This is a genomic window from Leuconostoc mesenteroides subsp. mesenteroides ATCC 8293 (genome assembly GCF_000014445.1).
Lineage (GTDB): Bacteria > Bacillota > Bacilli > Lactobacillales > Lactobacillaceae > Leuconostoc > Leuconostoc mesenteroides.
Genome location: NC_008531.1, coordinates 496,794 through 510,776, shown reverse-complemented (window position 1 = coordinate 510,776; position 13,983 = coordinate 496,794). Strand labels below are relative to the sequence as shown.

The 13,983-nt window shown below is 37.1% G+C and carries 14 protein-coding genes and 1 tRNA gene; 1 reads left to right on the top strand and 14 read right to left on the bottom strand.

Annotated features, from left to right (window positions below; translation table 11 throughout):
• Nucleotides 1-73: 73 nt before the first annotated feature.
• Nucleotides 74-1,939, bottom strand: a complete 1,866-nt coding sequence (locus LEUM_RS02665) for an acyltransferase family protein (RefSeq protein ID WP_011679372.1) — start codon at nucleotides 1,937-1,939, stop codon at nucleotides 74-76.
• Nucleotides 1,940-2,047: 108 nt separating this feature from the next.
• The gene (ccpA, locus tag LEUM_RS02660; protein WP_011679371.1) at nucleotides 2,048-3,055 is read right to left on the bottom strand and encodes a catabolite control protein A; all 1,008 of its coding nucleotides are present in this window, start codon (nucleotides 3,053-3,055) and stop codon (nucleotides 2,048-2,050) included.
• Nucleotides 3,056-3,255: 200 nt separating this feature from the next.
• Between ccpA and LEUM_RS02655 the strand changes: the two genes are divergently transcribed.
• Nucleotides 3,256-4,353 (top strand): aminopeptidase P family protein, encoded by a 1,098-nt coding sequence (locus LEUM_RS02655; protein ID WP_011679370.1) that lies wholly within the window; start codon nucleotides 3,256-3,258, stop codon nucleotides 4,351-4,353.
• A gap of 40 nt (nucleotides 4,354-4,393) precedes the next feature.
• Here the strand turns inward: LEUM_RS02655 and LEUM_RS02650 are convergent, their stop codons facing one another.
• From LEUM_RS02650 to dnaI, 12 genes are all read right to left on the bottom strand, one after another.
• Nucleotides 4,394-5,128, bottom strand: a complete 735-nt coding sequence (locus LEUM_RS02650; RefSeq protein ID WP_004164534.1) for a CPBP family intramembrane glutamic endopeptidase — start codon at nucleotides 5,126-5,128, stop codon at nucleotides 4,394-4,396.
• Nucleotides 5,121-5,327, bottom strand: coding sequence for a hypothetical protein (locus LEUM_RS02645; RefSeq protein ID WP_011679369.1), 207 nt, complete (start codon nucleotides 5,325-5,327; stop codon nucleotides 5,121-5,123). The genes LEUM_RS02650 and LEUM_RS02645 overlap by 8 nt, the downstream gene beginning before the upstream one ends.
• Nucleotides 5,328-6,161 carry a Cof-type HAD-IIB family hydrolase gene (locus LEUM_RS02640; protein WP_011679368.1) on the bottom strand — a complete coding sequence of 278 codons (834 nt, stop codon included), beginning with the start codon at nucleotides 6,159-6,161 and terminating at the stop codon, nucleotides 5,328-5,330.
• A gap of 44 nt (nucleotides 6,162-6,205) precedes the next feature.
• Nucleotides 6,206-6,658, bottom strand: a complete 453-nt coding sequence (locus tag LEUM_RS02635; protein ID WP_010284594.1) for a SprT family protein — start codon at nucleotides 6,656-6,658, stop codon at nucleotides 6,206-6,208.
• A 185-nt stretch (nucleotides 6,659-6,843) separates the two neighbouring features.
• Entirely contained in the window at nucleotides 6,844-7,092 is a 249-nt protein-coding gene (gene acpP, locus LEUM_RS02630) for an acyl carrier protein (RefSeq protein ID WP_010284595.1), read from the bottom strand.
• 67 nt (nucleotides 7,093-7,159) lie between these two features.
• A complete protein-coding gene (gene plsX / locus LEUM_RS02625) occupies nucleotides 7,160-8,188 on the bottom strand; it encodes a phosphate acyltransferase PlsX (protein WP_011679367.1) in 1,029 nt (342 codons plus the stop codon).
• 79 nt (nucleotides 8,189-8,267) lie between these two features.
• The gene (gene recG, locus LEUM_RS02620) at nucleotides 8,268-10,298 is read right to left on the bottom strand and encodes an ATP-dependent DNA helicase RecG (protein ID WP_011679366.1); all 2,031 of its coding nucleotides are present in this window, start codon (nucleotides 10,296-10,298) and stop codon (nucleotides 8,268-8,270) included.
• A gap of 338 nt (nucleotides 10,299-10,636) precedes the next feature.
• Nucleotides 10,637-10,707: transfer RNA gene (locus tag LEUM_RS02615), tRNA-Cys, on the bottom strand.
• A 127-nt stretch (nucleotides 10,708-10,834) separates the two neighbouring features.
• Nucleotides 10,835-11,137 carry a hypothetical protein gene (locus tag LEUM_RS02610; RefSeq protein WP_010289461.1) on the bottom strand — a complete coding sequence of 101 codons (303 nt, stop codon included), beginning with the start codon at nucleotides 11,135-11,137 and terminating at the stop codon, nucleotides 10,835-10,837.
• Between the two features lie 40 nt (nucleotides 11,138-11,177).
• A complete protein-coding gene (locus LEUM_RS02605) occupies nucleotides 11,178-11,954 on the bottom strand; it encodes a YibE/F family protein (RefSeq protein ID WP_011679365.1) in 777 nt (258 codons plus the stop codon).
• Entirely contained in the window at nucleotides 11,954-13,039 is a 1,086-nt protein-coding gene (locus tag LEUM_RS02600; RefSeq protein WP_011679364.1) for a YibE/F family protein, read from the bottom strand. The genes LEUM_RS02605 and LEUM_RS02600 overlap by 1 nt, the downstream gene beginning before the upstream one ends.
• Nucleotides 13,036-13,983, bottom strand: coding sequence for a primosomal protein DnaI (gene dnaI, locus LEUM_RS02595; RefSeq protein ID WP_011679363.1), 948 nt, complete (start codon nucleotides 13,981-13,983; stop codon nucleotides 13,036-13,038). Before dnaI ends, LEUM_RS02600 begins: the two co-directional genes overlap by 4 nt.

Sequence of the window (13,983 nt, the reverse complement as noted above, 5' to 3'; positions counted from 1 at the left end):
AATAAGTGTAAAATTCAACTTTTGACGGATAATTTATAATGATATTATGTTAAAACGTTGCATGCGCTAATTCTTACTTGATTTTGTTCACATCACCTGTTTTTTCAACAATCAATCTGACGTAATTTCGTGCGCCAAGAGGTCCTTGGTGGACACCATCATCAGCGAACCAATCCGAATGTTTTTTTGCCAAACGATACCAGTCAATAATATGTAGATTTTTATAATCATTATTAGCTTTCGCCAACATATCATTGTTATCTTTCTGCCAAGGTTTGCTCTGTACTAAATTATTAATCCAATAAACCTGTCGCTTTGTACCAAAGGTTTTCATCATGCGATCTAAATCTTGTCTTCTAATCTCACCATTTGTTCCTAATCCTACTATGACGTTCGGTGCCAACTCATCGTTGCGAGCCATTTTTTTCACTAAATTCGGTGCCTCGTAGGCTTGGCGCCCCACCTTTGCGTCGACCACTATCTTGGGATTAATGTCTTGGAGATATGGTGCTGAATCTAACATAACCGAATCACCAATAGCTGTAAATGACATATTCTTGAAGCTCATGTATTGTGCAGCGTTTAAATCATATGTTGCAATTACTTTTTTATCAGCTGCCGACATGTTTTTATTACTTGATTGCTTAGAAGAGTGTTTAGCCGATTTTTGAGCGATTTGATTACTTTTTTTCACCGCCAATTTATTTTTGAGTAATTTCTTTTGTAATTCAGTCTGTGGTTGCGGTTGACCAGCATTTTGACTTGCCAATCCATGACCTATGAAAAGCAAAAAAATCAGCGCAGGCGTTAAAATTAAGAAAAATCGATTACGTGATTGCACCAACCAATGACCAACTTGGCGCAGGTTTTCTCCATTACGACGGAACAAATTTTCAACATAGCGGTAGCTCAATTCACTTAGCAGCAGAACAAGCGCAATTTCAATCAATATATTCAAAACATTTGGTTGATAATGTGGGATAAATTTTTCGTAAAACACAAAAACTGGTAATTGATATAAGTAGATACTATAGGAACGTTTCCCTAAATAATTTAAAAGTTTGTTATCCAATATTTTGGCATGCCAGGAAGCCGGATGAGCTGTTACAGCAACCAAAACAGTACTTGCTATAGTTAACAAGTACATTAATCCATAATAAGTCGCAGGATGTTGCCCATTCAACCACAATGTTCCTAATCCCCAAAGTAAAAAGGAACAGAATCCCGCAATATTAAGATAGCGTTGCACCTTGCTACTAACATGATTAGAGAGCTTAATCGAGGGCCAAACAAATGCTAGGGCTGTGCCCAATAGGATAGCAAATAGTCGGGTATCCGTGCCATAATATACTCGATTAATAGCAGTAGGATCATACAAAACAGCCATTAATATTGCACTAATTAATGAAAGCAAAATTAGTACGCTAGCAATATTTATTCGCTTCAAACCCAATCGTAAAATAGCCCAAACAACTAACGGCCAAATAAAATAAAATTGTCCCTCTATCGAAAGTGACCATAGATGTGTGAAAGGCGAAGCACCACCAAATTGTTGAAAATAGGACGGTCCATGGCCAATTGCCCAAAAGTTAAAGACATACAATAAATTAGTTTCAACAGTAGGACGTAAATTGTAGACTAACTGATGATCAAAAAGCAAAATCACCGCAGTCACTATCAACATCATGGCTACTAAAGCAGGATACAAACGCTTTAATCTGCGTTTATAAAACTTAAAAATTGCAATCTTGTGATTACGATCAAACTCTTGTATCAATTGATCAGTAATTAAATATCCTGAAATCACAAAAAAAAGTGGCACGCCAAACCAGCCACCGACAAATTTTGTGGGCATTAAGTGAAATAAAATAACACCAATGACAGCTAAAGCACGTAAGCCATCAAATCCCTTGATATAACGTCTTTTTGGACTTTCCATAATTTTGACCGTTATGTTCCCTCAATAATCTCAAATACACGAAATCTACATCATTTCTCTAATTTTACTTTTATTAACGTAACATGTCAAATATTTCAATATTATTTCTTAATTAATTGTTGTTCCTCGTTTTTCAAATGTATGTGGTAACGTAACTTGCATGTTATCCACCACTTCATTATTCATCAATTTAGTTAACATACGCATTGCGACTGCACCAATATCGTACTTAGGTTGACCGATTGATGTTAGAGCAGGACGCGTCACAATTGCAAATTTTGTATCATTTGATGTGATGATTTCAAAATCTTCAGGAACTGACTTCCCTTGATCGCGCATATAATTCATGATTCCTAATGCAACTTCATCATCATGAACAATAGCTGCTGTTGCATTAGTGGCAAAAATTTTATCAGCGATTTGATAGCCAGCAGAATAGTCCTGATGAGAGGCAAATAACAAATCCTCATCAAACTCTTGTCCGGCAGCTTCTAGACCTGCTTGGTAGCCAACTAAGCGATGTTGTTTGTTAATTGCATATTCCATTGGTCCGGTAACTAACGCTACACGTTCATGTCCATTTTTAACTACCATTTCAACCGCTTCTTTAGTAGCTGCAATATAGTCAATGTTAACACTTGGCAAAACCTTTTCAGCATCAATAGAACCAGCTAAAACAACCGGTGCATCAACAGAGGAGATTGTCTTTAAAACTTCACGATCCAATTCATTGCCCATAAAAATAATGCCATCAACTTGCTTGCTGGCAAGATTGTTAATAGCCATTGTTTCACGCACAGGATCTTCATCTGTATTTGTTAGCAAGACATCATAATGATACATATTAGCGACATCATCAATGCCTCGTGCCAGCTCTGAATAGTACATGTCTGTTACGTCTGGCATCACAACACCAATGGTAGTCGTCTTTTTTGAAGCCAGCCCACGTGCTACAGCATTGGGATGGTAACCTAATTCTTCAATCGCATCCAATACTTTACGTTTCGTAGATTCACGGACATTACTGTTGCCATTTACAACTCGCGATACTGTTGCTAGTGATACACCAACTCGACTAGCAACATCATAAATTGTAGCCGTTTGCTTTTTTTGCATAATTTATTCCTCTTTAATACATTTATTATTATTTTTTTAGAAGTTATCTACACTATTATATCAAATCAGAATCAAATTGCAAACGCTTACAACATTAATTATAAGTGTTTTCATCATTGTTTCACTTTGTTACAAGAAAAGATTCATCATGATGAAAGTGATACAATGTATTTATATAAAATTTCACAGGAGTTAGTGTCATGAATGCAGAAAAAATCAGCGCATTAACTAGCTGGCTGACCAAACAAGAGTTGTCAGGCGCTATCATTACAAATTACCACAGTGTTGCCTATTTAAGCGGTTTTGAATCTGATCCAATAGAACGTGTTTTAGCGCTCGTTCTACTGGAAAATAGTGAACCTTTTTTGTTTGGACCGGCACTGGAAGTCAACAGTATGAAAGAAAGTGGCTGGCGCTATGCTGCTTTTGGCTATGAAGACCATGAAAATCCTTGGTTAAAATTAACTAACCATATTAGAACATTAACCAACGGTAAAAAGTTTGCCATTGAGGCCGATAATCTAACAGTTGCACGTCTTAAATTACTGCAAACCGCTTTTCCTGATGGAGAGTTTTCTATTGACATTACAGATCAAATTAATCAACTTCGCCTAATAAAAACACCAGACGAAATAGCACATATGAAGGCCGCTGGTCGTGATGCCGATCGCGCCTTTGAGATTGGCTTTAACGCACTAGAGAGTGGTATATCAGAGTTAGCTGTTGCCGCTGAATTAGAATATGAACTCAAAAAAGCAGGCGTATCTAGCATGAGTTTTGAAACGCTAGTTCAATTTGGGGCCCACGCCGCTGACCCACATGGTTCAACATCAACAAATACACTCAATACTGGTGAAATGGCGTTGTTTGATTTAGGAACGATGACTGAAGGATATGCCTCAGATGCCACAAGGACAGTAGCTTTTGGAAACGTGAGCAACGAGGCCAAAAAAATACATGCTATTACGCTCGAAGCACAACTCACGGCCCAATCACAAGCTAAAATTGGTATGACAGCCAGCGAACTGGATGCCATCGCACGAAATATCATTACAAAATCTGGCTATGGTCAATATTTTAATCATCGACTCGGACATGGCTTAGGCTCATCAGTACATGAGTTTCCTTCAATCATGGCGGGAAATGATATGATTCTTGAAGAAGGCATGGTCTTTTCTATTGAACCTGGTATTTACGTTCCAGGTGTTGCCGGTGTCCGTATTGAAGATAGTGGTTATATGAGTAAAGAAGGCTTCATTCCTTATACGCACACAACCAAAGAACTACTACAATTCTGAAATAAATAAAAGACCAATGACTTAAGTCATTGGTCTTTTATTATATAGCATTCATAATTGCTACAACTAGCAATGGTATCATTGTTATACCATTATTCAACATATGAACGGCAATACTATTTTTCAAATCACCAGTTTTTTTGTAAATGTAGGCGAGCACCATCCCCATGCTAGCGTATATCACATAACTTAAGGTGTCTGCGAGATTAGTGGGAATCGTATCCATGTGTGGCAGTGCAAAAACTGCCCCCGACAAAATAATATTTGCCCACCACCAACTTTTGCGGAAAAAATAATTTAAAATAAGCCCACGAAAAACTAATTCTTCAACTACAGGTGCCAAAAACGTACCATAAATTACCATAGCAACCATTGTCACATTTAAATTTGAAGTTAGCTCATTAATAGCCTCTTGATTTTCGGTTGTGGTAACCCCTGTTAGTTGAACCCGTAATTGAGCTAGTATCATCTCGATGGCTATCATAACAAACCACATACCTACTAGCCACCAGAGGCCTCGCCAGTTTCGAATATCTGGTTTGGTAAAGACTGGGCCAGGTACATTTTTTCTTAGTAGTCTATAAGCATAGAACCCAATGCCTATATAAAAAATGAACATTGTTGCGGCACACAATATTTGTAAAAATATATTATCTGTTTTTGTAGCAAGGACCAAAGGGATGGGTGCCACAACTATTAAAAATAGCGTAAAAACAACATTAATTATTCTAAGCAGTAAAGATTTTGGTCTTACTTCATTTGTCGTTTCAAGCATCGTCATCCTCATCCAGTGTGCGCTTTTTCTTTTGCCAATACAGCCATACAAAACAAATGTTAAACACGATGAACAAAACAGCAACAAGCGTTATCGTTACCCATAATGGCCAGTTTTGTTGGTCACTCAACAAGAATATTAGGACAAAAAGTGCGAAACTAACAACCGACAGTATGATTCTCGTAATTAAATTACCCATTTATTTCCTTGTATGTTCATTAATGAATTCCGCAACCGCGCCTTCATTATTTGTTTTTGACAATACCAAGTCAGCCATTTCTTTAATTTCCGGTTTAGCATTTGCCACGGCAACACCTACGCCTGCGGCTTTGATTTGAGCTGCATCATTCAAATTATCACCCAACGCAGCAACTTCGTTTCGTGATATTCCCAGCATGTCAGCTAATTCTAATCCGGCAGAACCCTTGTCACTCCCCTTGGGATTGAACTCAACATAACGATTGGAACTGAATGTTGTCAATACCCTATCAGCAAGCTGAGCATTAACCGTGTCAGCAATTTTTTGTAATACATCTGGATCACGATGTTCAAAAATAACTTTCATTATCGTTTTTTCATTCGAAAGAAAATCTAACTTATCGTTGGCCATTTCTTGATATGGCACACTACGTTCTCTCATATATTGTTCATCATTTTTTGAAATATTATAAATGAATAGTGTATCTATCGTGTAGATGTGTGTATCAATGTCCGCCTGAATCTGGCCAAGAGAGAAAATTTTCTTGGCTAATTCTAAATCCATGCCGTGTTGGACAATAATCTTTTCGCCACCATCTTCATGGATTTCCACGATTGCACCACCGTTGTATGAAACCACGTACTGTTTGTTTTGCTTGTTTAAGCCTAGATCCTTTAATGTACCAAAAACAGACTTATAAGAACGCCCAGTATTAGGAACAAAATAGCCGCCATTTTTCACAAATTTTTGAACAGCAGTGACATTTTGAGAATTAATCGTACCATCATCATCGAGCAATGTTTCATCTAAATCTGAAAGAATCAATTTTATCATTATAATCTCCAATTGTGTTTGTACATTCATTATAACAAAACAGTTTATTTATTCGATAATTTACCAATAAATTTTATCCGTGCTTGACACTGACCACATCGATAGCGTTCAGTTTGAAATCGGCGTTTTCGAATAATATCATGCCCATTTTCACAACGATATAACCACTGACACTTAGATGATTGTCTTTCACCAATATCAGGTGCATATTGAATACCGCCCACACGTACTAATAATTGTTTAAAATCGCTATCCTTGTGTTGGTACCCTTGATGCCTTAAATGTAGATGATAGTGTACCAATTCATGCTTGATAATTTTGTTAAAGTCTTCTAATGTAACCATTTTAGGATTGAATTCTAAATCATGTGTTTTCAAAAGATAGCGACCACCTGTTGTTCGTAGATGGCTATTGAATGTTGCATGATGTTGAAATGGACGATCAAAAATATCAAATGATATTTTCTCAACAAGATTTTGTAATTCGTTATCTGTCATTTTAACACATCGTTTCAATTAATATTTTGGCCAACCATACAAAAAGTCCCCAAACAAATAACAATTTGTGAGGACTTACTTTAACAAAAATATATCATGATTCAGTACAATGCCTGCAATCATTAAAACGTATCTATATTGTAAATGTTTGTTAGTCCAATGAATGACACAAAGTATTTAAACATTTAATTTTGGTGTTCAACAATGTAGTCGACTGTCTGTTGCAACGTAACCAAATTTTCAGCATCATCATCAGAAATTTCGACATTAAACATATCTTCTACTTCTAATACCAGCTCAACAAAGTCGATAGAATCCGCATCGATATCTGTCAAAAAATTCAAATCCGGCGTAATGGTATCTCTTTTCACATTAAATCGTTCTGCAATTTCATCCGCCATCATATTATAAATTGCTTCTTTTTCCATTGCCATCAGTAATTACTCCCAGAATCTTTAATCTAAAGAACTATTATACCATAACTTATTCACTAATTTGTGACTACAATTCATTCTTCGCAGCTTGCAACTCATCCTTATGGTCTGCAATGTATGTTCGAATATCTGGCACTAGATTTTTTTCAATCATTTTTTTAATCTGTCCCATTGTATTAGCAACTGCATTAGCTTTGGCAGAACCATGCGTTTTAACGACAGGCGCATTAACACCTAAGATTACTGCACCACCAGCTTCATTATAGTCCAACTTCTTTTGAATATCTTTGAAAGCTGGCTTTAACAAGAGACCGCCCATCTTACCACGAAGCCCTGTTTGCATAATAGCCTGCTTAATTTGCTTCAACATCATCAATGCAGTGCCTTCCGTTGCTTTCAATGCTGCATTACCCGAAAAGCCATCAGCTACCACTACGTCTGCAGTTCCTTCTAATAATTCACGTGCTTCAACATTACCCAAAAAATTAAAAGATTGTGAGTTTTTCATCAGCTGATGCGCTATTTTATGAACCTCATCCCCTTTATCCTCTTCTGCACCATTGTTCAATAAACGCACTCGTGCATCATTAATTCCTAAAACATGAGAAGCATAAAAGCTCCCTAATATTCCGTATTGATATAAATGTGAGGCTTTACTTTCAGCATTTGCACCCAAATCCATAAATACAAATTGATCATTTTCACCAGCAAAGCTTGGTAAAGCGGTGGCCAAAGCTGGACGGTCAACACCTTTGATACGACCAATCAAGAAAATAGCACTTGATAGTAGGGCCCCTGTATTTCCAGCACTAAATAAAGCATCGGCTTCGCCAGCTTTAACGGCATTTGCGGCACGAACCATTGATGAGTCTTTTTTACGTCGCATTGCTTTAACCGGCTCATCACCCATCTCAATAACTTCAGTTGTGGGAATTAAGGTAATATGTGACCAATCCTTTACAAGTGGCTTAACCTGTTCACTTGTTCCAAAGAGTAAAAATTCAATATCTGGATAACGATCACGAGCTATTTCTACACCCTTGACTATTTCCATCGGTGCGTAATCGCCACCCATTGCATCTATTGCGATTTTCATATTTTTTAAATGTGTTCAACTAATATTAGCTGAACACGTTCCTTTCCATTTTTAATCTCTATTCTTACGCCAACACTGCTTAATCTAAGTGCCGATAATGCGCCATTGTTCTTGATAAATAATCCACTAGTTCCTGATTTTCAGAGGATTTATCCCAATCGTCAGTACTAACCATACTAATTGCTTCTTGCTGAGCAACTTCCATCATTTTCAAGTCTTTAATCGGATCCCCAACGGCAAATTCTGGTACACCAGACTGTTTGGTTCCTAATATATCGCCAGAACCTCGTAGTTCCAAGTCTTTTTGCGCTAGAATGAAACCATCTGTTGTTTCGACCATTGCATCAAGCCTAGCACGTCCATAATCGGTCTTTGGATCTGCGACTAAAATCGTGTACGATTGTCTCGTACCTCGACCAACTCGACCGCGCAATTGGTGTAATTGTGCCAATCCAAATCGATCTGCGTCCATAATTAACATGATACTAGCATTGGGTACATCAACACCCACTTCAATGACTGTAGTAGCAACTAAAACCTGAATTTTGTTTCTTTTAAAGTCGGCCATCAAAGCTTTTTTTTCGTCGTTCGAGAGCCGACCATGAAGTAAGCCAATTGTGTCATTTGGTAGTTCAAGTTGTAATGCTTCATACATTGCTTGCGCATTCTGCACATCTAATGCTTCTGACTCTTCAATCAGAGGCGTCACAACATATGCTTGCGCGCCCTCTGAGAGTTGCTGTTTAAGAAAATTAATTGCCGAGTCAAGTTGATTATGACTAATCTTTCGTGTCTGAATTTGCTTGCGACCATTGGGTAGTTGATCAATTATTGATACATCCATTTCTCCATAGGTAGTGATGGATAAGGTACGAGGAATTGGCGTGGCCGTCATTGCTAGTATATCAGGATTCACACCATTTTCACGTAATTTTGCACGTTGATTGACACCAAATCGATGTTGTTCGTCAATCACTGCTAAACCTAGGTGATGAAACATTACATCCGGTTGTAACAACGCATGTGTGCCAACTAAGATATCTATTGTTCCGTCAGCTAAATCTTCTAATAGTTGACGTCGAGCTGCAGCTTTCATACCACTGGTCAATAGTTCAATGCGAATGTCAACGCCTGATTTTTCAAACATTAAAGCTAAATTAATGGCGTGTTGCTGAGCCAAAATTTCAGTCGGCGCCATCAATGCAGCTTGCATTCCTGCGGTGACAACAGCATATAATGCAATTGCTGCAACTACCGTTTTACCAGAACCTACATCACCTTGTAATAAGCGGTTCATGTGAACTGGACGTTTTTGATCTGTCAAAATTTCAGAAACAACTTTTTGTTGTGCCCCCGTCAATGTGAAAGGTAAGCCAGCTTCAAATTTGTTTAGCGCTTTACTATCATAATTAATACCTTCACCGGAAAAGTTCTTATCAGCTAATTTGAGCAATTGTAATCTCATTTGAAATATAAAAAATTCCTCAAAAGCTATACTTCGGCGTGCTAATTTAGCTTGCTCCATGTCAGCGGGAAAATGCATATTTTCAATTTGCGTATTTCTGTCTAGTAAACGGTATTTTTGACGAATTTTATCGGGCACTAACGAGCCAACTGTACCACGTACATCGGCCCACGCAATTTCTATCAAATGACGTATTGTTTTAGCGCTTATTTGTTTTGACGAAGGGTAAATTGGGTCAAATTCATTGGAAGCCTTGGAGATCACTTTCATTCCTGTCAAGGACGCTTTAGCAGCATCATAAGTACCATAAACAGCAACTTCTTGGCCGACCTCGACATTTTGAGCAATCCATGGCTGATTAAAGAATGATACACGTACATTTTCATGCTCTATCATTAGTCCAAAACGTGTTTGAGATCGTTTGCCAAAACGAGTCACAACAGCGGGTGTACTCACAATTCCCTTAAAAGTAGCCTTTTCTCCATCCAATGTTTCAGAGGGTAGCCGTTCTCCTAAGTCTTCATAACGAAATGGAAAATAATTAATTAAATCCTCAATGGTAAAAATACCAATTTCATGTAACGCATCTAGGCGCTTAGGACCTACACCTGGCAAAATATTCACATTGTCATTTAGGGTTATCATCTTGAATATTATAACATATAAAAAAGTACGGATAGCGTGGCAACAGCAACAGCAGAGCAATGCTATCTATATCATTTCTTGACTTCATTTTTAAAAAAATAGTTGGCAGTGTCTGCCTGTATTTGCTCGTCAAACGCTAACATCAATTCAATGGTTGAAAGACATCAACAATATTTTTCATGTTATCTATTTTTTCACCAAATAGCTTTTTATTCGCTTGCAGGCAAAATCTTCAATCATAACTATTTCTTATATAAAAAACACTGCTAAAATTATAATGTCAGCTTGTTCAATTAAACTAGCATCCATAAAATTTTACAGCGTTTATCATATTTAGAAGGTAGTAACCGGAGTCGAACCGGCGATCACGGTTTTGCAGACCGTTGCCTTACCACTTGGCTACACTACCAAACTTATTTGCGTTGTCACATCAAACAACAACGCTCTTAATTATATATAAAATTGATCAAAATTACAACATTTTGGTTACTTTTCATATACATTGTTACTAATCGGTCTTTAAACACGGTTTTCAGTTAGCCCAACCGATTATCCAAAAGTATTCTTTGTAACTCTTCTTCAATTTCAGGTGTCTTAACCCATTCTTCCCAGCCATCATATTCCAAAGGCAATAGTTTATAGTGTGAATTAATATACTCTTCCACTTTTTCTACGTGAGTGGAGCGTGGTATGTTCACTTTCAAAATCTGAACACTTTGAATAAACCCGTGTTCAGCCGCATACTCAGCACGACCATTATGAGGGATGTTTCCTAGCTCAAAATAAGAACTGCCGTCATTACGTGTGATTCGTTCAATTAAATCAAAAGTTTCTTTCATAATGAATTAATTTTTAATAATGAAGTCTTAGAAGTGGACTTCATTCTCCTTTTCTCATATTTTTGCTTTGTATTTTTACATATCCATGTACAACTAATCGACTAGCTACCCAGATACTCATCAAAATTCCTAGCATACCCAACAACATTGTAACAACTTCCATCATTAATAACTTTGCATTAAAAAACATTGCGATTGAATACCGTAAGCGAATAAACCAGATTAAAAGCGGTAGATTGGCCCCTAAAACCCCAAAGAAAAGTGTGTTAATAGCTGTACCTAATATTTGCCCACCGATAATATGTGCATGCGCATATAGACTTTTTTTGCTCAAATTTGGTGTACGCTCTATAACCTCATTCAAGTCCGCCACAATAGCCATTGCGGCTTCAGCAACAGCCCCTAAAATGGATATAACCATTACAATTACAGCGACCTTTGTGAAAGGAAGACCGACATTCAACGATAAGCCTTCCAGTTCTTCCGAATTTTCGGTTGCAAATCCTTGAAACTGGCCTAAATGCTGAACCAAAATCGCCACTACCATCAAAATTGACACAACTATTAAGCTTGTCTTAAAAGCTGTATTAGTCACAAATTGATTTTCTGCACCTAAATAAATTGCAAGAGCCAAAATAATGACACTCATTAAAGCCGTAACAATGTAAGCATTAAATTGCCAATTGATTAAAATCATTAAAATGAAAATGACGATAAAGTTCAACACCAAGCCTACAAAAGCTTTCATTCCCTGAACACCGCCAACAAATACCATTAAAATAAATAAAATAATTATTAATAATCCAATTGCATTCATTAGTCCACCACCTTGTATCGCTCAGCAATCCAGCCAACCAAAGCACTAGTGACAGGGACAGCTAATACAATGCCGATTCCAGAAATAACTGTCTGTAAAATACCTAGGTTCATAATTTGGTCAAGTATATAGGGCCAATTATTGCCATTTCGTAGCATCAAAAAAACCATCGGCATTGTTTCCGCAATGAAAATCATGAATAGTACATTAATTAATGTACCCATAATATCGCGCCCAACATTCATTCCCGCATGCCAATAATCCTTGAAGTGTCGCTCGATTTTTTCACGACGCAGACCAAATAACGCAGCAACAATATCTGCAGCTTCATCCATAACCGCTCCTAGAACACCAATAATCGTTTGGGCGATAAACAAAGTCACTGGCACTTGCGTTACATACGACATTGTTTCAAAATGAACACCTTCATTACCTGTAATTTTAAGGGCAGCAAACATGATGAACATCGTAAGGACCGTTGATAAAAGAGTTGCCAAAAGCGTAACCACCATCTGAAGGGTTCTGCCCAATACTAATACCAAACTCAGTGAGGCTACAACGATAGCTAAAATACTAAAAATCAAAATGACATTCGGATTTTTAAGATGAACATCTATATATAATGCAATTGCAAAAAGAATCACATTAGCGACAAGGCTGAGGGTTAGCCATGACGTCGCACGCCATTTTCCGTAAATCAATAACAGCCCTAATAGTAAAACAACTAAAGATCCGATGACTGCGTCACGTTTAAGAGATATAATGCGAAAATGTCCCGCATGCCCTGTTAATAATAGCTGGTCTCCAACTTTGTACTTATGTGTCACAGTTTGCGAATCGGTGTATTGATTTGTCAACTTAATGATTTTGTTTCTGTTTAACAGTTTAACCGTTAATTGTTGATGATAAATATTATCTGTATTATTATGCTCATCTGTCGTTTTTTGTTTGGCCTGAACTTTGACATGCGTAACCTGCCCTACTGGCTCTTGATACAAAAATGAATCAGATCTCAATAGAAACCAAGCAGCAATTACGGCAATGGCCACAAACCAATAATTTTTTGTTTTTTTTAGGAATATCAATTTTCTAACCGTTTATTTTTTCCTGTCATTTGGACCGGCTTAGCTAGAAACTTCACTCTTTGCATGAGTCTAGCAGCTTTAATAGGTTCATTACCTTCCCTAGTTTGCGACAGATATTGTTCAAACCCATTCGCATCAAAATTAGAGGTAAAAAAAGTTGTTAACTCATTTTGCATACGGTATTCCAAAATAATACCAAGAATCGAATCTCGGCTCCACGCTGTCAACGTATCTGCGCCAACATCGTCAAGAATTAACACAGAAACACTTTTTGCCTTACTTAATAATTCATCCAAAGATTCATTTTTATGATCAAATGTTGCCTTCAAATCACTAATAAATGAAGGGAAATGTAATAACATAACGCCTATGTTATTAACGGCCAATGCGTTAGCAAGAGCCCCCATCATATATGTTTTACCTACGCCAAAATCACCGTATAAATAAATACCTTGAACAAAGTTATTTTGGACCGTACTAGTTAAGCTTTTTAGAATTTTATTGAGCGAAACAAATGCTTCCGTTTTACCCTGTTCCTCTTGGGCATGATCAATGATTTCCTGCCCGATAGTGCTCCAATCTGCTGAACGAACAGATTTTGGAATTTTGTACAAAGTCAGTTTTTCACGTTGCATTAATTGTTTGCGTGTTTTTTCATCAGCAACATAATGAACTATTGGATAACCTTTTTCAATCGTTAACTGTGGATAATATCCTGGATAGAGAACTTTTTCCCCAGCTGCAATTCTTTTCTTTTGTTGAATGTACTCATACAGATCACCCATTTTAAGTTGAAAAGCATCTGAGTTCAATTCATCTTGATGCTCATTCCAAAAAGAACGTATATCTTGATCCTTTCCAATGGATTCAATAATATCCGATAAATTAGCTTTATTAGCATATTGTTGCTGAAATTGCTTGAGTACTTCAGATAAATTCTGCAT